The following is a 22,647-nucleotide window of genomic DNA, read 5'->3' as shown; positions in this document are numbered from 1 at the left end:
TCCCATGCGTGCATTTCTTTCCGTGGCCTTCCTGGCCATCGGCATCGCCATCGGCGGTGCCTTCCCCCGTGTGTCCGAGGTCGTGCAGGGCGCCCTTGCCGCCGCCGGCCTGACGAACGCCCGGGGGGCGCCACCCACCAACGCAGCCATGACCAAGCCGACGACTGCAGCCGCCGACGACGGGCACGGTCACGGCGAGCCCGGCCATGAGCATGCCGTGGGTGAGGCCAAGCCGGAAGCGGGCGGCCACAAGCACGCCGAGAGCGAGGCGCACGGCCACGACGAGGAGGGCGAGGGCAAGATCAAGATGACGGCCGAGCAGGCCGCCGAGCAGGACATCAAGCTCGCCACGGTCGAGGGCGGCACCCTATCGCGCCACCTGCTGGTGCCGGGCACCATCGCCCAGGACGCCGACAGGATCGCACGGGTGCCCGTGCGCGTCGTCGGCACCGTGGCCGAGATGCGCAAGCGCCTCGGCGAGGAGGTCGCCAAGGGCGAGGTCGTGGCCGTCCTCGACAGCCGCGAGGTGGCCGAGGCCAAGAGCGACTTCCTCACTGCGACGGTCAAGGCCGACCTGGAGAAGATCAACTTCGACCGCCAGCAGGCTCTCTGGGACAAGCGGATTTCGGCCGAGTCCGCATTCCTGAACGCCAAGGCCGCCTACTCGGAGGCGACCCTGCGCGTCGATCTCGCACGCCAGAAGCTATCGGCCCTGGGCCTCAACGCGGCCGAGGTCGCGACGTCCGCCAAGAAGGACGAGACCACCCCGAACCTGTCGTCGCTGCGCCGCTACGAACTCAAGGCCCCGCTCGCCGGCCACGTGGTCGAGCGTAAGGTCGATGTCGGAACCGCCGTCGGCAAGGAGGGCGATCCGGCCGACGTCTACACCGTCGCAGACCTCTCCTCCGTGTGGATCGAGCTCGCCATCCCGACCACGGAGCTTTCGAAGGTCCGGGAGGGCGCCAAGGTGACCATCGTCGGAAGCGACGACGGTCCCTGCGGCGAGGGCAAGGTCGTCTTCGTCAGCCCGATTCTCAACCCGGAGACGCGCTCCGCCCGGGTCATCGTCGCCCTGCCGAACAAGGACATGGCCTGGCGGCCGGGCACCTTCGTGACAACCGAGGTCGAGATCGCCCGCGACCCGGTGAAGGTGCGGCTGCCGAAGTCCGCGATCCAGACCATCGGCGGCGAGAAGGTCGTGTTCGTCCGAACCCAGGAGGGCTTCGAGCGCCGGGACGTGACCATCGGCAAGGCCGACGACGACGCCTTCGAGATCCTGACCGGCCTCAAGCCCGGCGACGAGGTCGCGGTGGCCAACTCCTTCGTCTTGAAGGCCGAGCTCGGCAAGGCCGAAGCCGACCACGACCACTGAGGGCGGCCATCATGATCTCGAAGATCCTCGACTTCTCCGTCCACCAGCGCTGGCTCGTGGTGCTGCTGTCGCTGCTGGCAGCCGGCTTCGGCGTGTTCTCGCTGACGAAGCTGCCCATCGACGCGGTGCCGGACATCACCAACAACCAGGTGCAGATCAATACGACGGCGCCGTCGCTTTCCCCGGTCGATATCGAGAAGCAGGTGACCTACCCGGTCGAGACCGCGCTCGCCGGGATCAAGGGCCTGGAATACACGCGCTCGCTCTCGCGCAACGGCTTCTCGCAGGTCACCGCGGTCTTCTCGGAAGCGACAAACGTATATTTCGCCCGCCAGCAGGTCGCCGAGCGCATCGGGGAGGCCAAGTCGACCCTGCCGCCAGGGGCCGAGCCTCACATGGGCCCGATCTCGACGGGCCTCGGCGAGATCTACATGTGGTCGATCCACTACGCCCAACCGAAGGACCGCAAGGTCTCCCCGGACGGCAAGGCGGGCTGGCAAGGTGACGGGAGCTATCTGACCCCGGAGAACCAGCGGCTCGCGACCGAGCTCGAACGCACGGCTTACCTGCGCACCGTTCAGGACTGGATCATCCGCCCTCAGGTGAAGACCGTGCCGGGCGTCGCCGGCGTCGACAGCATCGGCGGCTTCGACAAGCAGTACCATGTCCAGCCGGACCCGATGAAGCTGACGGCCCTCGACCTGTCGTTCGCCGACATCGGCCGGGCGCTGGAGGCCAACAACGCCAACCAGGGCGCCCGCTACCTGGAGGACAACGGCGAGGGCTACGTCGTCCGTGCCGCCGGCCGCCTGGAGACCATGGAGGACATCGGCTCCGTGGTCGTCACCACGCGCGGCGGCGTGCCGGTGCGCATCTCCGACATCGCCGAGGTCCGGATCGGGCGCGACCTGCGCACCGGGTCGGGCAGTGAGGACGGGCGCGAGGTCGTCATCGGCACCGCCCTGATGCTGATCGGCGAGAACAGCAGGACGGTCTCGGCCGCCGTCGACGCGCGCATGACCGAGATCCGCCGTACGCTCCCGCCCGGCGTCGAGGTCCAGACCGTCCTGAACCGGACCCTGCTGGTCGAGGCCACCATCCGGACGGTGGCCAAGAACCTGGCCGAGGGCGCCGCCCTCGTCATCGTCATCCTGTTCCTGCTGCTGGGCAACATCCGGGCGGCCATCGTCACGGCGCTGGTGATCCCGGTGGCGATGCTGATGACCATGACCGGCATGGTCCAGGGCCGGATCAGCGCCAACCTGATGAGCCTCGGCGCCCTCGACTTCGGCCTCATCGTCGACGGCGCCGTCATCATCACCGAGAATGCCCTGCGCCACCTCGCGGAGCGCCAGGGGGGACTCGGGCGCAAGCTCGACCTGGAGGAGCGCCTCGTCACCGTGCGCGCCTCGGCCGAGGAGATGATCAAGCCGTCCCTCTACGGGCAGGCGATCATCATCCTCGTCTACGTGCCGCTGCTCACCTTCACCGGGGTCGAGGGCAAGATGTTCGAACCGATGGCGCTCACCGTGATCATCGCCCTCGTCTCGGCGTTCGTGCTGTCGCTGACCTTCGTGCCGGCGATGATCGCCATCGTCATCACCGGCAAGGTCACGGAGACCGACAACGTCCTCATCCGCGGGATCAAGGCCGCCTACCGCCCGGTCCTCGGGGCGGCCCTGCGCATCCCGATGACCTTCGTCGCGGTCGCCCTGGTGCTGCTCGTCGGCGCCGGGTTCCTATTCAGGGGGCTGGGCCAAGAGTTCATCCCGCAGCTCGACGAGAAGAGCATCGCGCTCAACGCCCAGCGCATCCCCTCGACCTCCCTGACCCAGTCGCAGGCGATGCAGCTGAAGGTCGAGCAGGCGATCAGCAGATTCCCCCAGGTCGCCTACGTCTTCTCCAAGACCGGCACCGCGGAGGTCGCCTCCGATCCGATGCCGCCGAGCTCGTCCGACACCTTCGTCATCCTGAAGCCTCAGGAGGAATGGCCCGAACCGGACCTGTCCAAGGCCGACCTGCAGGAGCAGATCGAGAAGGCCCTCGGGGCGCTTGCGGGCAACGTCTACGAGTTCTCCCAGCCGATCCAGCTTCGCTTCAACGAGCTCCTGGCCGGCACCCGCGGCGATCTTGCCGTGAAAGTGTTCGGCGAGGAGTTCGAGCCGATGCTGAAGGCCGCCAACCAGGTCGCCACGATCCTGCGCGGCACGGAGGGCGCCGACGACGTCAAGGTCGAGCAGACCGCCGGCCTGCCGTTCCTGGAGATCAAGATCAACAAGACGGAGGCGGGCCGTCTAGGCCTGAGCACGTCCGCGATCCAGGACGTCATCGGCGCGGCCATCGGCGGCCGGGAGGCCGGCATGGTGTTCGAGGGCGACCGTCGCTTCCCCATCGTGGTGCGCCTGAACGACAAGGTCCGCGAGGACCGCGAGGCCCTGGAGAACATCCCGGTGCCGCTGCCTCCCGGCCTCAACGGACGCGCCGCCTCGGTGCTGCTGAAGCAGGTGGCGAGCTTCTCCGTCACCGAGGGGCCGAACCAGATCTCGCGCGAGAACGGGCGCCGCCGGGTCGTGGTCACCGCCAACGTGCGCGGCCGCGACATCGGCTCGCTCGTCGCCGAGGCGCAGGCCAAGGTCGCATCGGGGGTCCAGCTTCCGGCCGGATACTACGTGACCTGGGGCGGGCAATTCGAAAACCTCGCCTCCGCGCGGCAGCGCCTGATGGTGGTGGTGCCGGTGTGCTTCTTCCTGATCTTCCTGCTGCTCTTCTCGGCCCTGAACTCGGCGCGTGACGCCCTGCTGGTGTTCAGCGCGGTCCCGCTGGCGCTCACCGGCGGCATCGCCGCCCTGTGGCTGCGTGGGATGCCGTTCTCGGTGCCGGCGGCGGTGGGGTTCATCGCCCTGTCGGGGGTGGCGGTGCTCAACGGACTCGTGATGCTGACCTACATCAAGCAGTTGATCGCGGAAGGGAAGCCGCACCGCGAGGCGATCCTGGAGGGTGCGATGACCCGTCTACGGCCGGTGGCGATGACGGCCCTCGTGGCATCGCTCGGGTTCGTGCCGATGGCGCTGGCGACCGAGACGGGGGCCGAGATCCAGCGGCCGCTCGCCACCGTGGTGATCGGCGGATTGATCAGCGCGACCCTGCTGACCCTCGTTGTCCTGCCGGCCCTCTACGCGCGCTTCGCCAGTGCCGTCGCACCGAGGAAGGCCACCGTCGAGAAGGATGGTCCCCATGCACGCCCCGTCCTGCCCCAGGCGGCGGAGTAAGCCGATGCCTCGCCGCCCCATGCTCGCCCTGGCGATGTTGGCGTGGACAGGCGCGGCCATGGCCGCGGAACCGACGGCCGGCGAGGCGCCGTTCGGATTGGCTTGGGGAGCCGTAGACCGTGTCGATGCGCCCTCGATGGTCGACCGCGAGGCGAACCTGACCGGTCTGTACTATTTCCACGACCGTCCACTCGCCTCGGGACCCGACACCGTCGAGGTGGTGCTGGTGGTGTGCAGGGAGCAGGGTCTCCAGCAGGTCGTCTGGGTCGGTCGTCCGCTCGTCGGATCGGCCTATGACACCGCCCGGGAGACCATCCGGCGCGAGGGGGTGCGCCGTTACGGCGAGCCACGGCCGGGCCCCGCCCCGGGGTCGCTGGTATGGCCCTCGGGCCGGGCTGTCCTGGCGACGCGCACGTCGCCGGACGGCACCCGCGCGTTGGTGATGTCCATGTCCGGCCCGGATTACGCGGCCTGCTCGGAGAACCACCGCACTGTCACTGGCCACCCCGCCGGTGCCCACATGGCGGACCTGATCGGCGAGACAGTCCCTTGAGTGTGCCGAAGCGTCATGTGCGGGTACGCCTCGTCGCCCATTCGATAATGCTTCGGTATCGGATCATGGGGCGATGACCGGCAAGAAGCTCGCCCGGCAGATCGGGGAATGGGGGGGCGGAAGCAGGCGCCGACGCAAGGTACGGCCGCATGTCCTGAAGGCGGCGCAACGGTCCTTCCTGATGGCGTCGTTGGCCATCGCCGCCGTGCTTTTCTTGTATTGTTGGCTACACACGTAGCGATAAGGCCGCCTGGCGCCCATTGAATGCTTCCGCATGCGGAGCCATCAGGGTGGCGAGAACGATGTCCTCAAGCTCTCGCCATGCTTGTCGGCCTACAACTGGACGGTGTCGCCTCGATAGCGGGCGAAGGTGCCGCGCCCGGACGGCCCGAACAGGACGACGTCGTAGACGTCCGGCTCCATGCCCTCGACCACCATGCCTGGCGATCCGGTCGGCATCCCCGGCACAGCCAGCCCCGTACCCTGGGGCTTCTCCACCAGGAGGCGCTTGATCGCCCCGGCCGGGACGTGCCCCTCGACGACGTAGCCGCCGACCTGGGCGGTGTGGCAGGAGGCGAGTTCCCTCGGGACCCCGAGGCGGACCTTGAGCGGGTTCACGGGCCCCTCGGTCACCGTCACCGTGAACCCGTTTTCGCGGAGGTGCGCCACCCATTTCTCGCAGCAGCCGCAGGTCGGGTCCTTCGTCACCGCGACCGTTGACAGGCCCTGCGCCAGGGCATGCCGCCCGAAGGCCACCGATGCCGCCATGCCCAGGACCACGGCGCGCCGGGTCGTCCTCGTCGTGTCGATCATGTTCGCTCTCCCGTCCTCACTCGGCTGCCAACGGTAATGTTTCACGTTCGACGGATTTCACCGCGGTATCGGACCTCGGTAGCCCCCAGCCCTTGACCAAGCCGTAGACCGCCGGGATCACCACGAGCGTCAGCACGGTCGACGAGACCATCCCGCCGATCATCGGCACCGCGATGCGCTGCATGACCTCGGAGCCGGCGCCGGTGCTCCAGAGGATGGGGATGAGGCCGGCCATGATGGCGGTGACCGTCATCATCTTCGGGCGCACCCGCTCGACCGCGCCGACCATGATGGCCCGCCGCAAATCCTCGCGGGATAGGGGCCGCCCCTCGCGGTCACAAGCGGCCCGGACCTCGTCGAGGGCGTGGTCGAGGTAGACCAGCATGATCACGCCGGTCTCGGCCGCGACGCCGGCGAGCGCGATGAAGCCGACCGCAACCGCCACGGACATATTGAAGCCCATCCACCACATCAGCCAGATGCCGCCGACCAGGGCGAACGGCAGCGACAGCATGACGATGAGCGTCTCGGTCAGGCGCCGGAAGTTGATGAACAGCAGCAGGAAGACGACGAGCAGCGTCAGCGGCACCACCACCTTCATGCGCGCCTCGGCCCGCTCCAGGTACTCGTACTGCCCGCTCCACTGCAAGGTCGTGCCCTGGGGCAGTTTCACCTCCCTCGATACGGCGGCGCGTGCGTCGGCGACGTAGCCGCCGAGGTCGCGTCCGCTCAGGTCGACGAAGATGTAGACCGCGAGCTGGCCGTTCTCGGTTCGGATCGAGGTCGGTCCGCGGGTCAGCGCCACCTTGGCGACCTCGCGCAACGGCACCGTGCCCCCGGCCGGCAGCGGCACCTGCACATCGTCGGCGATGGCCCGCGGATCGGACCGGAAGGCCCGGGGGTAGCGCACGTTGACGGTGTAGCGTTCGCGTCCCTCGACGGTGTTCGTCACGCTCTGGCCGCCGAGTGCGGTCGCGATGACGTCCTGCACGTCCCCAACCATCAGGCCGTAACGGCCGAGCGCCTCCCGGTCCGGTGTGATGTCGAGGAAGTAGCCGCCGATGACCCGCTCGGCGTAGGCGCTGGACGTGCCCGGCACGTTGCGCACCACCGCCTCGACCTGGCGGGCGACGCCCTCCATCTCCTTCAGGTCCGTTCCCAGCACCTTGATGCCGACGGGCGTGCGGATGCCGGTCGAGAGCATGTCGATGCGGGCGCGGATCGGCTGCGTCCAGGCGTTCGACACGCCCGGGAACTGCAGCGCCTTGTCCATCTCGGCCTTGAGCGAGGCCTGCGTCACCCCCGGGCGCCACTCTGCCTGAGGCTTCAGGGTGATGATGGTCTCGAACATTTCCATCGGCGCCGGGTCGGTCGCGGTGTTGGCGCGACCTGCCTTGCCGTAGACCGAGGCCACCTCCGGGAAGGACTTGATGATGCGGTCCTGGGTCGCCAGCAGCTCGGCGGCCTTGGTCACCGACAGGCCCGGCAGGGTCGTGGGCATGTACATCAGCGTGCCCTCGTTCAGGTCGGGCATGAACTCGGAACCGAGTTGCCGGGCCGGCCAGACGGTCGCCGCGAGGATGCCAAGGGCGAGCAGGATGGTGAGGACGCGAGCTCGCAGCACGCCGGCGATGAGCGGCCGGTAGAGCCAGATGAGGAGCCTGTTCAGCGGGTTGCGGTGCTCCGGGATGATCCGGCCCCGCACGAACAGCACCATCAGCGCCGGAACCAGGGTCACCGACAGGATCGCGGCCGCCGCCATGGCGAAGGTCTTGGTGAAGGCCAGCGGCCCGAACAGCCGTCCTTCCTGGCTCTCCAGGGTGAAGATGGGCAGGAACGAGACCGTGATGATGAGGAGCGAGAAGAACAACGACGGACCCACCTCGGAGGCTGCCTCCACCAGGATCTCGACCCGGGGCTTGCCCGGCGGCGCCCGCTCCAGGTGCTTGTGGGCGTTCTCGATCATGACGATGGCGGCGTCGATCATGGCGCCGACCGCGATGGCGATGCCGCCGAGGCTCATGATGTTGGCGCCCAGACCCAGCGCCCGCATGCCGACGAACGCCATGAGGATTCCCACGGGCAGCATCAGGATGGCGACGAGCGCGCTCCGGACGTGCAGCAGGAACACGATGCAGACGATGGAGACGACGATGCTCTCCTCGACGAGCGTGTGACGCAGGGTCTCGATGGCCGCGTCGATGAGCTGCGAGCGGTCGTAGACCGGCAGGATCTCGGTGCCCGCGGGCAGGCTTTTCGCCACCTCCGCGAGCTTCGCCTTCACCCCCTCGATGACGTTCAGCGCGTTCGCGCCGAAGCGCTGCAGGACGATGCCGCCGGCGACCTCGCCCTCGCCGTTCATCTCGGTGAGGCCGCGCCGCTCGTCGGGGCCGAGCTCGACATGGGCGACGTCCCGCACCCGAAGAGGCGCGCCGCCGGCCGTCTTGAGAACGATGTTCTCGATGTCGGCGACGCTGCGGATGTAGCCGCGCCCGCGCACCATGAACTCGAACTCAGAGAGCTCGACGGTGCGGCCGCCGACGTCGGCATTGCTCGACCGGATCGCGTCCCGGAGCTTGTTGAGGCTGATGCCCTGGGCGCGCAGGCGGTTCGGATCGACCACGACGTTGTACTGCTTGACGAAGCCGCCGACGCCGGCGACCTCGGCGACGCCCTCGGCACGCGAGGCACCGAACCGGACCACCCAGTCCTGTAGCGACCGGAGTTCGGCGAGCGTGCGCTCCTTGGCGACCACCACGTACTGGTAGACCCAGCCCACGCCCGTCGCGTCGGGCCCGAGCGTTGGGGTCACGCCGGCCGGGAGCTTGCTGGCGGCGGCATTGAGGTATTCGAGCACCCGCGAGCGGCCCCAGTATGGGTCTGTGCCGTCCTCGAAGATGATGTAGACGAACGACACGCCGAAGAACGAGAAGCCCCGCACGACCTTGGCCTTCGGCACCGTCAGCATGGCGGTGGTCAATGGGTAGGTGACCTGATCCTCCACGACCTGCGGAGCCTGACCCGGGTACTCGGTGTAGACGATGGCCTGCACGTCCGAGAGGTCGGGGATGGCGTCGAGCGGAAGGGTCCGCAGCGCCAGGACGCCGGCCGCGACCGCGAACACGGTTCCGACCAGCACCAGGACGAGGTTGCGGGCCGACCAGCCGATGAGGCGCGCGATCATGGCGTCGCTCCCGCGTCGGCGGCCTGCCGGTCGTCCTTGGGGGGCGCCATGCCCTGCAGCGCCGCCTTCAGGTTGCTCTCGGCGTCGATGAGGAAGTTCGCCGCCGTCACCACCGTGTCGCCGGCCGCGACGCCGTCGCGGATCTCGGTGTAGCCGCCGCCGCGCACGCCGACCTTCACGGCCTTGGGCTCGAAGCGACCCTGGCCCCGGTCGATCAGCACGACCTGGCGCTCGCCGGTGTCGATGACCGCGTCGTCCGGCACCGCCACGATCGGCTTGGCGTCGCCCGTCGCGATCTCGACGTCGGCGTACATGTCGGGCAGGAGCGTGCCGTCCGGGTTTTGGAGCTCGATGCGCACCCGCGTGACCCGGGTCTCAGGGTTCACCTGCGGGTAGATCACTCCGACCTTGCCGGTGAAGGTACGGCCCGGGGCCGAACGCAGGCGGATCGTGGCGACCTGCCCGACGCGGACGTTGGCGAGGTCGCGCTCCGGCACGTCGGCCAGTACCCACATCGTCGCGATGTCGCCGATGCGGAACAGGGTATCCCCGGCCGCGGCCTTCATGCCCTCGATGGCGGTCCGCTGCAGGACGATGCCGTCCCGGGGCGCAGACCACGTGATCGCCATCGGCACCTTCCGGGTGCGCTCCATCTCGTCGATGACCGCCTCGGAGACGTTCAGGTTCTGTAGGCGCCTCCGAGACCCGTCGAAGCCGGGGTTGGCGATGAGCTGGGCCGCCGCCGCGTTGATCTCGGGCGAGTAGACGTGGACCAGCGCCTGGCCCTTTCGGACGCGGTCGCCGGTGGTGACGTTCTCGACGTGGTCGACGTAGGCGTCCGAGCGGGTCGCGATGACCGTCACCCGCCGCTCATCGAGGGCGACCGTTCCGGGCACGCGGACTGGTTGGGCGACGACCCGGCGCTCGACGACCTCGGTCCGTACGCCGGTGCGCTGGACCTTGCCGGGCGAGACGGTGACGACATTGCCGTCGCTGTCCTCGCCTTCGTAGACGGGGATGTAGTCCATCCCCATCGAATCCTTCTTGGGCGTCGCCGAGGTGTCCGGCAGGCCCATCGGGTTGCGGTAGTAGAGCAGCTTGCGGGTGCCCGCGTCGGGCTTCTCGGCCTTCGTCGTTCCAGGCGCCGCCGTGTCGTGCCCGGGCACGTCGTGCCCGGCCATGTCGGGGGACATCGCCTCGCCCTCCCGGGCCTTGTCGAAGCGCACGTCCTCGCTGGCCCGCACCGCCCGGAAGTCGTGCCCGTCCGCAGTGGTTCTCGGCGACGCGGAGTAGACGGGCTTCCCATCAGGATCCTGGTAGTACACCACCTGACCCGAGACCTTCGCCGACGCCGGCGCCTGCGGACCCGCCATGGCGGCCGGAACCCGGTGGGCGAATTCGGTCCGTGCGCGCTCGACGAGGACCGGAGCGAGGCTGCCATCATGCCACGCCCAGTACCCGGCGCCCCCAACCGCGAGCGCGGCGAGTGAGCCGACGAGCCATGCCGAGCGGCTCATTTGACGGCCTTGAAGACGAGCTTGTCCTCGACCGTGCCTGTCTCGCCCTGGACCTTCGCCCCCAGCGACAGCCGCCAGCCTCCGGCCATCGTGAGCTTCGCCTTGAAGCGGTAGAGGCCCGGCTCCGTGGAGGAAATCTGCTCGATCGTCGAGGTCATCTCGTCCATGCTGTCGGGCGCCATGTCGATGCGCTTGGCGAAGATCACCGCGTCCGGCACCGGCTTGCCGGTACGCTTGTCCACGAGGCGCACCGAGAGGACGGCCTCGCCGACCTTCGCCTCTGTCCGGGTCAGCTCGAAGGCGTAGTCCTTGATGCCGGCGAGCGCCGGCATGGCCGTTACCGACAGGGCGGCACCGAGCAGCGCGGCCGCGAGAGCGCGCGCGAGGGGGTTCTTGATCACGGGGTTCGTCTCCTGAACACGATGGATGGCCACGCGTGGACGCGCGGCATCGTGCCGGCGCTCACGCCGGCGGCATCGGGCTCAGGCTCGGGGGGGCTCGGGTAACGGGGGGCCGTACACGTTGGCGAAGGACGCCGCATCGGGCCAAGCCCGGCTCGTCCGCGTCGCCACCGGTGCCGGGACGGACGCCGCGGTCGGCGGGAGGGAGGCGATGCTGGCGAGGCAGAGGGCCAGCAGCGGACAACCCGCCTTGGCGCAGTCGGGCTTCGCCGCCTTCCCGGGCGGGCAGCACGGCATGCCGGCCATGTCCGTGTCGCCCACGTCCATCCCCGCCATGGCGGCATGGTCCAGGGCCGGCGTCGCCACATGCGATGCCAGCGCCTGCGCGGTCATGAACGCGCGCATGCCCGCGGCGGCCGCGGGAGCGGCCACCGGCGTCAGGGCGAGGCTGAGGACCGCCATGAGCGGCAACAGTCGCCGAAGGGCGATCAAGAACGTCACGAATTCACGATGCCAGTTTTTCGATCCGGGCGGAAGGCCAGTGTCGGAGGAGATGGCCCGTCCCGCGTAGGGATGGTCAAGGCTCCGTTTCGTCGGTCGGCAAACCCGCCGACCGACCGCGTCGGGATGGTGTCCCGGGCCCCCATCCCTCGTGAGCCTGCCGGACCTCGCCATGGCGCGTCCGGCGTGGCCCGCCATGGCCATTCCCGGGCGCCGGGAAACGCGACGCTCCGACACCCTGCAAGCCCGAACTGCCGGTCCGGGGCATGCGGGAGCGTCAGAAGTTCTGGGAGGGCGACGCCGGCGGGCGGGCGTCAGGGCGGCGGGGCACCGCGTTGATCGATCCGGTCGTCAGGCCGACTTCCGGCGGTTCGACGTAATGCGGCGTGGCCCGTTGCGACTGATGGGTTTGAGGCAGGAAACGGGCCGGGACGTTGTCCATCCACCCCGCCAGTGCGTAACCCGGAAGTCCGGCGAGCATGGCAATGCCTGCGAAGGCGGTGATGATCTTGCTTTTCATGGCGGGACCCGTTTTTTCCGGTGGGAAGCTTGCTGCTCCTCATCCTTAAGTCCGGATGTCCTGGGCTTACCGTTACAGCGCGTCGCAAAGCTTTTGTTTGGTACGGCCGGTGTCGCCTGGCGCGGCGCCTTGCTCACCCGGTGGGAGAGGCGCCTGCAATCGCCTGCGGGATGCGTACGGTTCGGCACGCCGCTCGCACGGGCGCGGGGCTGGTAGGACGGATCGTGCCCGTCATGGCCGATTCCCAATCTCGGAGATACTGCACCGAGGCCCGGCGGCGTGAAGCGCCGACCGGCGAGCGGGCGCCGGAACCGTCACGTCGCCCATCGAAATCGGTCGGGCAGTCCGGAGGATGTCACGAAACGGACCGCTACCAGCGAAGGAGGCGCGGTCCCAGGAGCGCCCCGGCCAGCGTGCAGATGGCGATAGTCCCCCCGTACCAGACGGCGACGAACGGAACGGTGTCGTCCATGCAATGCAGCGAATAGCCGAGGGCGCTGACGGCACCCGCGGAGAGGCCGACCAAGGCACCCGCCCGCAAGAGATCCGTCGGCGCCCCGAACCGTCGAACAGCCCACGTGATTACGGCGAACGGAACGATGGCGATCACGGGAATCGAGACGAGGCATTCGAGCCAGGTATGGCCGGATATCTGGCCGTGCCAATGCGCGGGCGGTGTCATCGAGAGGCTCACGCCCGCGAGCGCCGCGACCGCCAGGAAGGGTGAGGCCACGACCCCGAGATGCACGCGGCTCTCGCCGCCCGGCCTGGCGGCCCTGACGAGGTACCGCAGCGCGAGCCCCCCGACCGCGGCCGCGAACGCGACCTTCAACGCGAGGAACAGGAGCGGCCGGGCTTGCGTGAGGCCGGGGCGCAAGCCGAGGAACGCCAGCGCAAGGAACAGCGCGGCGGTCGCGCCGACCGCGACCGCCAGCGCGAGCCGGCGCGTCATCCAGGGCGTCCCGACCGGTTCGCGCTCGAAGCTGGTGCCCAGCAGGCCGATGAGTTCGTCGGTCTTCATTTCGTCCTGCCTCCCACGAACGACGCCAGGGCCTTCAGGCCGCGATGGACGCTCACCTTGACCGCCGTCTCCGACATCCCGGCCCGCTCGGCCGCCTCCGCCGCGCTCAAGCCCTCAACCTTCATCGACCTGATCGCCAGCCGCGCCTTCGCGGGCAACCGCGCGAGCAGGCGCTCGACGTCGAGAGTGCTCTCCGTCGCCGTATGATCATCGGCGGCCATGAGTTCGCCGGCGTCCTCGACCGGGACGTCTGCCGTCCCGGGACGGGTGCGCCGCAGGTGATCGATGAGCTTGTAGCGTGCGATGGCGTAGACCCATGGGGTCACCGGTTGGGTGACGTCATAGGTGTGGCGTCGGGTATGGACCGCCATCAGGGTCTCCTGGACCAGGTCCTCGGCCTCGGTGTCGCCGCGTCCCGACCGGCTCAACTTGTTCCTATAGTATGCGCGAAGGTGCGGTCCCAGGCATTCCAGGAACCGACGATAGTCCGCGGATCGGCCCAGCAGGCCTTCCGTCAGGAGCGTACGGAGCTCGACCTCGCGGTGGATCACGGGGCCCGGTCGTCCTCGGCGCGGGCCGGACGTATCCCGCTTCCACGCGGCGGCGTGGGTGTACGTGACAACGCGGCCATCGAAGGCTGACGGGCTTGTCGGCTTCCCGGCTTCACGGACGGCCAATCGCGCGCGTCGATGCCGACATGGGACAGCTCTCTTACGGCGACGTTGCGCTTGACCCCCTCCCGCACCTTCTCGAAGGCGCGCACCTCGATCTGGCGGACACGCTCGCGCGATACGCCGAACTCGCCCGAAAGGTCCTCCAGCGTGATCGGGTCGTCGGCGAGCCGGCGCGCCTCGAAGATGCGCCGCTCTCGCGGATTGAGGACGCTCAGCGCATCGCGGAGCGCCGTCAGGCGGTTCTTGCCCTCCTGCTCGCGCACGAGCACCGTCTCCTGGCTCGGGCTGTTGTCCACCAGCCAGTCCTGCCACTCGCCCTCGCCCTCCTCGCGCAGGGGCGCGCTGAGGGAGGCGTCGCCGGAGAGGCGGCGGTTCATGTCGATGACGTCCTGCTCGGGCACGCCGACACGGGTCGCGATCTGCTTCACCTGATCGGGCCGCAGGTCGCCCTCGTCGAGGGCCGAGATCTTGCCCTTGGCCTTGCGCAGGTTGAAGAACAGCTTCTTCTGGTTGGCAGTGGTACCCATCTTCACGAGCGACCACGAGCGCAGGACGTATTCCTGGATCGCGGCCTTGATCCACCACATCGCGTAGGTGGCCAGCCGGAAGCCCTTGTCCGGATCGAAGCGCTTGACCGCCTGCATCAGCCCGACGTTGCCCTCCGACACCACGTCGCCGATCGGCAGGCCGTAGCCGCGATAGCCCATGGCGATCTTGGCGACGAGACGCAGGTGTGATGTCACGAGGCGGTGCGCGGCCTCCCGGTCACCCCCGCCGCGCCAGCTCTTGGCGAGAGTGAGCTCCTCGTTCGGCTCCAGCATCGGAAACCTGCGGATCTCGTCGAGGTAACGCGACAGGCCTTCGCCCGAGGGAAGATCAGCGAGCGTGCCTGCCGTCATGATTGTCCGCTCCCTCTCGCAGGAACACCGGCACCGGTGGGACCGGCGGCGTTGCGTAGCTCCGACCGCCCGCGTCGGTCGCGCGAACAACGGGTCGACCGTCACATCCATCAATCCGACGAGAAGACCGGGAAGGTTACATCGCACGATACGCGTAAGCCGACGCCACGGAGCCCGAGGCACGCATCCGCCTCGGGAAGGTCATCGCTGCCGCAGGCCGGACCGCGGCTGTCCCGTCCGAGATAAATCCGACTATACCCCCGGATCGTATATGGGCAATGTCGCGTTCCATAGGCCGTCCACGATCCGATGGGAGACGACGATGAACAAGCCATTCTTTGCATTCACCTTGGCGGTATCCGCCTCTTTGGCGCTGTCCCTTGCCGGGCATCCCGCCAGGGCCGACGACGGACCCTCCGTAACCATCCATGGCGACCATCACGATGGCCATCATGACGAACATCACGTCGTCGAAGAGCATCGAGAGATGGGACACCACGAAGACCATCACGAGGTCGTGCACGAGCATGGCCACGGCGAGGACGGACACTCCGACGACCGGCATTGACGGGTCTTAGGCTCATGACGCGATGTCGAGCGACGGAGTTGCAAGTTCGTCAAGCGGACGCGTGTCGCTCGACATCGCGATTTGCCAAGCTTACATTTCGTCATTAAACCCCCACGGGGTATGATGGCCGCGGCGTCCGCGGGCTCATGAGCCGGCGCGGTCGCCGATGAGGTTTCGTGGCGATTGCCGGGTAGCCGGCGATACCGCCCTCGGGGACCGCGGCTTGCCCCAGGCAGGTTGTTCGGCCGGCGGTTTCCGACGGGTGCCGCATTCGTGGCTCGAAGCGGAAAGCGACCCCGGGGCTCCGGCGCACCTGCCGCAACATCATCCTACGTCGTCCCTGGAGCTCCGGCATGTTCGAGATCATCCCCAACTGGCATCCGGTCGTCGTTCATTTCACGGTGGCGCTCCTCCTGACCGCCTCCGTCCTCTTCGTCGCCGGCACCTTGCTGGCTGCACGGCCGTCAGGGGGCGCGGCCACCATAGCGGCACGATGGAACCTCGGCATCGGCTTGCTGGTGACGGCGGCCACGCTGATAACGGGCTGGTGGGCCTACAATTCGGTGGCGCACGACGAGGTGTCTCACGCCAACATGACCGTCCATCTGCGCTGGGCCCTCGGCACGGCGCTCGCCTTCGTCGCGGCCGCCGTCGCCGCCTGGTACGACCGCAGGAGGCCGGCGGGCGCCGGGATCGTGCTGATCGCCCTGCTCGCGGCGGGGTCGGGGGCCCTGGCCGTGACGGGATGGCTCGGCGGCGAGAATGTCTACCGCTACGGGCTTGGTGTCATGGCCCTCCCGAGGTCGGACAGCCACGCGCATCCCGGAAGCGCGGGAGGACACCCCTCAGATCACGATCACGGCGCACGCGCCGGGGACGCGACCTCGAATCCGGACCCGGGCGGGACCGGCCCAGGGAAGGGGTCGGCATCCGATGCCCATGCCCACGACCACACCCACTGAACCGGTGTGGGGTTGCCATCGTGGCCGTCGTGCCGCCAGCTCAGCGATATGCCCCCGAGCCGTTGTCCGCCGGGTCCTCCCTCAAGCCTTCGGACCCGGCCCCACATCGATTCGACGGTCCTCCCAGGCGACGCTTGAATTCGATGCCTCCGGGCCGATGCCATGACGCCTTGATCTGCGAGGTCCGTTCCGACGCCACCGGAAGGGGCGCCTGCGGTTTCGCGGAAACCGCCGCAGACCGCGCGCGAAGACTGACTTCGCGGCTTCGCGTTCCTTCCCCAACCGTCGCTCGAACGGCGATTATACGGATGCCGTCCGAAGACATCGTTGCCCAAATCCAACAGCTTACCCTTTCCCCGGCCTCGTCTCGGGCGATGCATTGCCGGAGCCGGAACGACGTGCGATGTTCACGTTGGATTAGGAAAGGTCCCTGATCGTTGGTCGTCCTGCGCACATTTGTGCTCTTCGTGGTCGCGTTGGCCGTGGCCGTCGCGCCGGCTGCGCCGTGCACGATGGCGCATGCCGCGGCGGCACACCGGCATGCGGACCACGCGAAGCCCGCGGTCTCGCCCGAGGCTGGGCGGCATGTGCACCACGACCACGGCGAGGCATCGAGACCGTCGGCTCCGTTCGACGACGTGGTGGCCTCGGAACGCGGCTCGCCGGCAGTGGACCTTTCGGCCGCCCGATCGACGTCCCAGGAGCCGGGTTGCCCCGAGCACCGTCAGCGGGCCCACAAGGGCCCTTGCCCGGCGGCCTGCTGTACCCTCGCCGGCCAGGTCGCGCTACCGACCGCATCCTGGTCGGGGGCATGCCTCGAAGCGCATTCGTCCGACCGCGTGCTGATCGCGCAGGAAGACGGCGTCGTCGACGCCCATCCGCCTCGGATCGAACGGCCGCCGAGGCTCGGCGCCTGACGCGCGGGCGCGACTAGCGCCCGCCTACGGCCGCTCCGGCGGGACGGCCATCGAGATCACCCCAGCAATCCGACCGCCGTTGGCGCGGACGGCGACGTGCGTCCCCGCCGTGGGACGGACCGCCGGAGCGACGCCCATGGTCACCGTGCGCGGCCGGTCACGTCCGTTCGGGAAAACCACGATGTTCAAGTTGCCAAGACCGGCCGCGCTCGCGGCGGTCCTTCCGCTCGCGGCCTGCGTGCCGGCGGGCGGCCCCGAGCGGCTCGTCATGCCGGCGGATCCGACCGTTGCCGTCCGCTCCCCCCGCTATTCCTCGGTGACGGCGGGCGTGAAGCGCTTCGACGTCGTCGAGCCGAAGGACTGGCGTGAGCTCAACCGTCAGGTCGGGCCCAAGCCCGGCGCCGGCGCCGGCGGCATGGAGGGCATGCCGGGGATGGAAGGGATGCCCGGCATGGGCGGCAAGCGCGACGCGGGAGGCCGATGATGGCCTGCCGCTGTAACGAAACGGGTCCCGCGCCCGGACTATCGGTCATGAGGGACGCACGATGACCGCGCCGCGAGATGTCGGCACGATTGCGCACGGGGCGGCCGAGGCCGCCCTGGCGCGCCACGTGCGCACCGCCGCGACCCTGTCCGTGATCGGATTGGTCCTTGGCGGATGCGCGAGCTTCTCGCCGGACGCCGGCCTGTCCGTCGCCGGTGATTACGCCGCGCTCGAATTGCGCAAGGACATCGTGAAGGCGAGCGACGAAGGCTTCGCGCCCACGGCGGAAGCCCGGGTGGACCAGCTGCTGCGACGGTCCCTGACGGCCGACGGCGCCGTGCAGGTCGCCCTCCTCAAGAACAAGGGGCTGCAGGCGGCGTTCAACGACCTCGGCGTGTCGGAAGCGCAGTTCGTCCAGGCCACGCTGCCGCCGGCTCCGAGGTTGGCCATCACCCAGTGGGGGCTCGGCTTCAACACCGACATCGAGCGTTCCGTGGTGGGCAGCCTGCTGGAGCTGGCCACGCTGCCGGCGCGTGCGGAGATCGCGCGCGACCGTTTCCGGGCCGACCAGTACAATGCGGCCGAGCAGGTGCTGCGGCTCGGCGGCGAGGCGCGGCGGCAGTTCTATCGCACCGTGGCCGCCAATCAGGCGACAAGCTTCCTGGAGCAGGCGCTGGCCGGCGCCGGGTCGGCCTCGACGCTGGCCAAGCAATTGGGGGAGACCGGCGCGCTGAACAAGCTGGAACAGGCGCGGGAGCACGCCTTCTACAGCGAACTCGGCGCCCAGCTCGGCAAGGCCAGGGTCCAGCAGCGTGCGGAGCGGGAGCGGCTGACCCGCCTCCTCGGCCTCTGGGGACGGGAGGCTGAATTCAAGCTTCCGAACGGCCTGCCTTCGCTGCCGGGCCGCCTGACGAGCGGGCAGCAGATCGAGGCCGAGGCGATGCGGAAGCGAACCGACGTGCAGGCGGCCCGCTTCGAGCTGCAATCGCTCGTCGGTCAGTACGGCCTCAACCAGGCCAGCGGCTTCGTCAGCGTCTTCGATGTCGGGTTCGCCAATCAGTACACCCGGTCCAGGACCGTCGATGCGGGCGGCGCAAGGACCGACCGGAGCAGCCTGAACGGCTACTCCGCCGACGTCGTCATCCCGATCTACGATTTCGGCACGACGGCGGTACGCGGGGCGAAGGAGACCTACCTCGCAGCCGCCAACCGGCTTGCCGAACGCGCCGTCAACGCCCGCTCCGAGGTGCGTGAGGCTTACCAGCGCTATCGTGGGCAGTACGACATCACCCGTCACTACCAGACGAGCGTCCTGCCCCTCCGCAGGACGATCCTGGACCAGTCCCTGCTCCAGTACAGCGGCATGCTCCTGGACGTCACGACGCTCATCGTCGACGCGCGCGCCAGGATCGTGAGCAACATCCAGGCCATCGAGGCGCAGCGCGACTTCTGGATCGCGGCGACCGACCTCAAGGCCGCGACCGTCGGCGGCGGCTTCTCGGGCGGCGGCTTCGGGGGCGAGCCGGCGGGCGGCAGCGGTGCGACGAGCCTGGCGGTGGCGACGCCCGGCGGCTGAGAGCGGCCTTCGGGTCATCGAACGACATTCGGAGAGCAACCATGACCGACATCTCGCGCAGACGGATTCTGGGGGCCGGCGGCCTCATCCTGGCAGGCTCGTCGATGGTCAGCGGGCGCGTCCAGGCCGCCGGCCTGCCCGAGGCGCCGACGATGGGCAAGGCGGTGATGCAGCCGCCCCTCTATCCGACGAGCGGGCCCGACTACCAGCCGGTGGTGACGCTGAACGGCTGGACGCTCCCCTGGCGCATGCGCGGCGACTGGAAAGAGTTCCACCTGGTCGCCGAGCCCGTCGTGCGGGAGATGTCGCCCGGCATGGACGCCCGGCTCTGGGGCTACAACGGGCAGTCGCCGGGTCCGACCATCGAGGCGGTCGAGGGCGACAAGGTCCGCATCTTCGTGACGAACCGCCTGCCGGAGGCGACCGCCGTCCATTGGCACGGCCAGACGCTGCCCAACGGCATGGACGGGGTCGCGGGGCTGACCCAGCCCGGCATCCCGCCGGGCAAGACCTTCGTCTACGAGTTCATCCTGAGGCGCTCGGGCACCTTCATGTACCACCCGCACTCGGACGAGATGATCCAGATGGCGATGGGCATGATGGGTTTCTTCGTCGTCCATCCGCGCGACCCGGCCGAGCGCCGCGTCGACCGCGACTTCGTCTGGCTCCTGAACGCCTACGACATCGAGGCCGGGTCCTACGTGCCCAAGGTCAACACGATGCTCGACATGAACATGTGGTGCTTCAACAGCCGCGTCTGGCCGGGCATCGACCCGATGGTCGCGCGCCAGGGCGACAAGGTCCGGATGCGCTTCGGCAACCTGACCATGACCAACCACCCGATCCACGTCCATGGGGTCGACTTCAAGGTCACCGGGACGGACGGGGGCTGGATCAACGAGGGTTACCAGCTCCCGGAGGTGTCGGTCGACGTCGCGGTCGGGCAGATGCGCGCCATCGAGTTCAACGCCGACAACCCGGGCGACTGGGCGATCCACTGCCACAAGTCGCACCACACCATGAACGCCATGGGGCACTCGGTGCGCACCTACATCGGCGTGGACCTGAAGAGCACCGCCAAGCAGATCCGCAAGATCGCCCCGGGCTACATGCCGATGGGATCGACGGGCGGCGGCATGATGACCGAGATGGAGATGCCGCTTCCCGACAACACCCTGCCGATGATGACGGGCGCGGGTCCGTTCGGGTCCGTGGAGATGGGCGGCATGTTCACCGTGCTCAAGGTCCGCCCCGGGCTCGCCGCCGGCGATTACCGGGACCCGGGCTGGTACCGGCATCCGGAGGGAACCCTGGCCTACGAATGGACAGGCGACCCGATGCCCGAGCCGAGCCGCTCGCCGGACACGCCGAAGGGCAGGCGCGCCCGGGAGACCGACCTCCGGGTCGTCGATCCGCGGACGCGCCGGTCCGCCTCGAATTCCGGCGGTCACCAGGATCACTGAGCCCGCGCGAGCGGGACCGCGTCACGACGGTTCGGAACGGGGCAGCCCCCTTCCGGAGTCCGCCGCGTGGGTCGCCCCCCCCCTCGGCGGCGACCTGCGCGGCGGTTCGACAAACCAAACGGAGAGAGACCATGAATCGCAAGTTTTCGCTCGTCGCGCTTTCTGCCGCCCTGATCGCGGTCGCCGCGCCCGCCTGGGCGCAGGCCACGAAGGGCACGGTCACGAAGGTCGACGCCGCTGCCGGCAAGGTCACGCTCGACCATGCCGCAATCCCGAAGCTCGACATGGACGCGATGACGATGGCGTACCCGGTGAAGGATCCCGCCATGGTCAAGGACCTCAAGCCCGGGGACAAGGTCGACTTCGAGGTCGACGGGACCGGCGGCGAATACACCGTCACGACGATCCGGAAGGCGAAGTAGGCCCCCGGAACAGCCCGTCGCGCGGCGACGCGGCCGAGCGCGACGGCCTTCGAGCCTGGAGAGACGACACATGCGACGCCCCCTTCTTTCCGCCGCGCTCGCGGCGACGCTCCTTGCCCCGTTCCCCGGCGGGGCCTTTGCCCAACCCGCGAAAGGCGCCCCTGCGGCCCTCGAACGGGCGCGGGACGTCATGGCGAACCGTTTCCGGGACACCAAGCTGAGCGGCGACCCGGACCGTGATTTCGCCGAGATGCTCATCGCGAGCTACGAGGAGACGCTGTTCCTCGCCAAGACGCAGCTCGACTACGGCGGCGACCGGCAGCTGCGCGAGACCGCGCAGAAGATCCAGGACGAGCAGCAGGCGAGGATCGACGCCCTCAAGCAGTGGCAGGTTCGCAGCCGCGAGGCCGGGTATCGACCGCAGCCCAACCAGACGCCCCCGGGCGAGGGACCGCTGGACCGTCAGGCGCAGGCGGCCCCGGCGCAAGGCCAGCCCGCATCGCCGGCCGCGGGCGAGAAGGCGGTCGCCCCGGCGCCGCCGTCCAACGCACCGCTGGTCGCCGCGACCGTGCGGAAGGTCGACGATGCCACGGGCAAGGTGACCCTCGACCACGAGACCATCCCGAACATCGGCATGGACGCGATGACGATGGCCTACAAGGTCCAGGACCCCGCCATGCTGAAGGGGCTCAAGCCCGGCGAGAAGGTTCGGTTCTCCGCCGACCGCGTGAACGGCTCCATCGCCGTCACGCGGATCCAGAAGGCGCGATGACCCGCCCCCGGGCGGCGGGGCGGAGGGCCGCGTTGACGGCGGCGCTCGGCCTGGCGGTGCTCGCCGGCATCGCATGTCCCGCGGCGGCCGGGGACGACCCCGTTCCCCCGGGGGACGACGGGAAGCGCCCGGCGCCAAGCCCGGTTGCCGGCCGTCCTCGGGCCGCGGACATGGCGGGAACCTATTCGGGCCTGATCGAGCGGGAGGCGTCCGGCCGGGGGCTTCCGCCGGCCGTCGCGGACGCCGTCGTGTTCGTGGAGAGCGGCTACGACCCGCGTGCGGTCGGCGCGGTCGGCGAGCTCGGCCTGATGCAGGTCCGGCCGTCGACCGCCGCGATGCTCGGCCATCGCGGCCCGGCGGAGGAACTCCTCGATCCGAGCGTCAACGTCCGCTTCGGCGTCGCCTATCTCGCCGGGGCGTGGAAGCTCGCACACGGCGACCTTTGCCGCACGCTGATGAAGTACCGGGCAGGCCACGGCGAGCTGCGCATGACCGCGCGTTCGGTCGATTACTGCCGGCGCGCGCGCGACCGCCTGGCGGCGACAGGGTCACCGCTCGCCCAAGCCGACCTGCCGTCGGTCGCGCCACCTCGCGCCGGGATGGCCATCGCCGTACGTCGATCCCGGAACGGGGACGGCCCCTCCATGACCACGCGGTCGGTCCGGTCCTGGGCCGAACACGTCGCCCGCGTGCGTGCCGTGGAGGCCAGGATCGACCGCATCATGGGCGGCAGCTGATGCGGACGCGGCGCGACGTCCC

20 protein-coding genes and 1 pseudogene are annotated in these 22,647 nt (G+C 69.2%); 12 read left to right on the top strand and 9 right to left on the bottom strand.

The annotated features are described in order from the left end of the window. The first annotated feature begins 4 nt into the window (after nucleotides 1-4). Genes FV223_RS00355 through FV223_RS00345 form a run of 3 tightly spaced genes read left to right on the top strand, consistent with a single transcriptional unit; the run spans nucleotide 5 to nucleotide 5,194 of the window. Nucleotides 5-1,372, top strand: a complete 1,368-nt coding sequence (locus FV223_RS00355) for an efflux RND transporter periplasmic adaptor subunit (protein ID WP_147724620.1) — start codon at nucleotides 5-7, stop codon at nucleotides 1,370-1,372. Nucleotides 1,373-1,383: 11 nt separating this feature from the next. Further along, complete coding sequence (locus FV223_RS00350; RefSeq protein WP_147724618.1) at nucleotides 1,384-4,641, top strand: CusA/CzcA family heavy metal efflux RND transporter; 3,258 nt, start codon at nucleotides 1,384-1,386, stop codon at nucleotides 4,639-4,641. Nucleotides 4,642-4,660: 19 nt separating this feature from the next. Next, nucleotides 4,661-5,194, top strand: a complete 534-nt coding sequence (locus FV223_RS00345) for a threonyl-trna synthetase (protein ID WP_246689554.1) — start codon at nucleotides 4,661-4,663, stop codon at nucleotides 5,192-5,194. A gap of 333 nt (nucleotides 5,195-5,527) precedes the next feature. Here the strand turns inward: FV223_RS00345 and FV223_RS00340 are convergent, their stop codons facing one another. The 9 genes and pseudogenes from FV223_RS00340 to rpoH form a co-directional block, all read right to left on the bottom strand. After that, the gene (locus tag FV223_RS00340; protein ID WP_147724614.1) at nucleotides 5,528-6,007 is read right to left on the bottom strand and encodes a DUF411 domain-containing protein; all 480 of its coding nucleotides are present in this window, start codon (nucleotides 6,005-6,007) and stop codon (nucleotides 5,528-5,530) included. A 16-nt stretch (nucleotides 6,008-6,023) separates the two neighbouring features. After that, entirely contained in the window at nucleotides 6,024-9,191 is a 3,168-nt protein-coding gene (locus FV223_RS00335; protein WP_147724612.1) for a CusA/CzcA family heavy metal efflux RND transporter, read from the bottom strand. Continuing rightward, nucleotides 9,188-10,708 (bottom strand): efflux RND transporter periplasmic adaptor subunit, encoded by a 1,521-nt coding sequence (locus tag FV223_RS00330; protein WP_147724610.1) that lies wholly within the window; start codon nucleotides 10,706-10,708, stop codon nucleotides 9,188-9,190. The genes FV223_RS00335 and FV223_RS00330 overlap by 4 nt, the downstream gene beginning before the upstream one ends. Next, nucleotides 10,705-11,109, bottom strand: a complete 405-nt coding sequence (locus FV223_RS00325; protein WP_187275993.1) for a FixH family protein — start codon at nucleotides 11,107-11,109, stop codon at nucleotides 10,705-10,707. The genes FV223_RS00330 and FV223_RS00325 overlap by 4 nt, the downstream gene beginning before the upstream one ends. Before the next feature lie 81 nt (nucleotides 11,110-11,190). Continuing rightward, entirely contained in the window at nucleotides 11,191-11,610 is a 420-nt protein-coding gene (locus FV223_RS00320; RefSeq protein ID WP_147724608.1) for a hypothetical protein, read from the bottom strand. Nucleotides 11,611-11,887: 277 nt separating this feature from the next. Further along, nucleotides 11,888-12,130 carry a hypothetical protein gene (locus FV223_RS00315; RefSeq protein ID WP_058191690.1) on the bottom strand — a complete coding sequence of 81 codons (243 nt, stop codon included), beginning with the start codon at nucleotides 12,128-12,130 and terminating at the stop codon, nucleotides 11,888-11,890. 370 nt (nucleotides 12,131-12,500) lie between these two features. Further along, nucleotides 12,501-13,151: a DUF1109 domain-containing protein gene (locus FV223_RS00310; RefSeq protein WP_147724606.1), complete on the bottom strand. Its 651-nt coding sequence runs from the start codon at nucleotides 13,149-13,151 to the stop codon at nucleotides 12,501-12,503. Continuing rightward, complete coding sequence (locus FV223_RS00305; protein WP_147724604.1) at nucleotides 13,148-13,702, bottom strand: sigma-70 family RNA polymerase sigma factor; 555 nt, start codon at nucleotides 13,700-13,702, stop codon at nucleotides 13,148-13,150. The genes FV223_RS00310 and FV223_RS00305 overlap by 4 nt, the downstream gene beginning before the upstream one ends. A 152-nt stretch (nucleotides 13,703-13,854) precedes the next feature. Beyond that, nucleotides 13,855-14,724: pseudogene (gene rpoH, locus FV223_RS00300) on the bottom strand (RNA polymerase sigma factor RpoH); the annotation flags it as partial. Between the two features lie 322 nt (nucleotides 14,725-15,046). Between rpoH and FV223_RS00295 the strand changes: the two are divergent. The 9 genes from FV223_RS00295 (at nucleotide 15,047) to FV223_RS00255 (ending at nucleotide 22,625) form a co-directional block, all read left to right on the top strand. Next, nucleotides 15,047-15,292 carry a hypothetical protein gene (locus FV223_RS00295; protein WP_147724602.1) on the top strand — a complete coding sequence of 82 codons (246 nt, stop codon included), beginning with the start codon at nucleotides 15,047-15,049 and terminating at the stop codon, nucleotides 15,290-15,292. Nucleotides 15,293-15,645: 353 nt separating this feature from the next. Beyond that, nucleotides 15,646-16,254, top strand: coding sequence for a DUF2231 domain-containing protein (locus FV223_RS00290; protein ID WP_147724600.1), 609 nt, complete (start codon nucleotides 15,646-15,648; stop codon nucleotides 16,252-16,254). A 437-nt stretch (nucleotides 16,255-16,691) separates the two neighbouring features. After that, complete coding sequence (locus tag FV223_RS00285; RefSeq protein WP_246689552.1) at nucleotides 16,692-17,171, top strand: hypothetical protein; 480 nt, start codon at nucleotides 16,692-16,694, stop codon at nucleotides 17,169-17,171. A 136-nt stretch (nucleotides 17,172-17,307) separates the two neighbouring features. Further along, entirely contained in the window at nucleotides 17,308-17,655 is a 348-nt protein-coding gene (locus FV223_RS00280) for a hypothetical protein (RefSeq protein WP_246689551.1), read from the top strand. A gap of 61 nt (nucleotides 17,656-17,716) precedes the next feature. Then, complete coding sequence (locus tag FV223_RS00275) at nucleotides 17,717-19,231, top strand: TolC family protein (protein ID WP_147724598.1); 1,515 nt, start codon at nucleotides 17,717-17,719, stop codon at nucleotides 19,229-19,231. A 41-nt stretch (nucleotides 19,232-19,272) separates the two neighbouring features. Then, nucleotides 19,273-20,694, top strand: a complete 1,422-nt coding sequence (locus FV223_RS00270; protein ID WP_058191684.1) for a copper oxidase — start codon at nucleotides 19,273-19,275, stop codon at nucleotides 20,692-20,694. 131 nt (nucleotides 20,695-20,825) lie between these two features. Beyond that, nucleotides 20,826-21,116: a copper-binding protein gene (locus FV223_RS00265; protein WP_058191683.1), complete on the top strand. Its 291-nt coding sequence runs from the start codon at nucleotides 20,826-20,828 to the stop codon at nucleotides 21,114-21,116. Between the two features lie 190 nt (nucleotides 21,117-21,306). Then, nucleotides 21,307-21,888 carry a copper-binding protein gene (locus FV223_RS00260; RefSeq protein WP_246689550.1) on the top strand — a complete coding sequence of 194 codons (582 nt, stop codon included), beginning with the start codon at nucleotides 21,307-21,309 and terminating at the stop codon, nucleotides 21,886-21,888. 170 nt (nucleotides 21,889-22,058) lie between these two features. Continuing rightward, a complete protein-coding gene (locus tag FV223_RS00255; protein ID WP_246689549.1) occupies nucleotides 22,059-22,625 on the top strand; it encodes a transglycosylase SLT domain-containing protein in 567 nt (188 codons plus the stop codon). Nucleotides 22,626-22,647 lie beyond the last annotated feature (22 nt).

It is taken from the genome of Methylobacterium sp. WL116 (genome assembly GCF_008039455.1).
In the GTDB taxonomy this organism is placed as follows: Bacteria; Pseudomonadota; Alphaproteobacteria; order Rhizobiales; family Beijerinckiaceae; genus Methylobacterium.
This window is presented reverse-complemented; position numbering and strand designations above follow the sequence as displayed.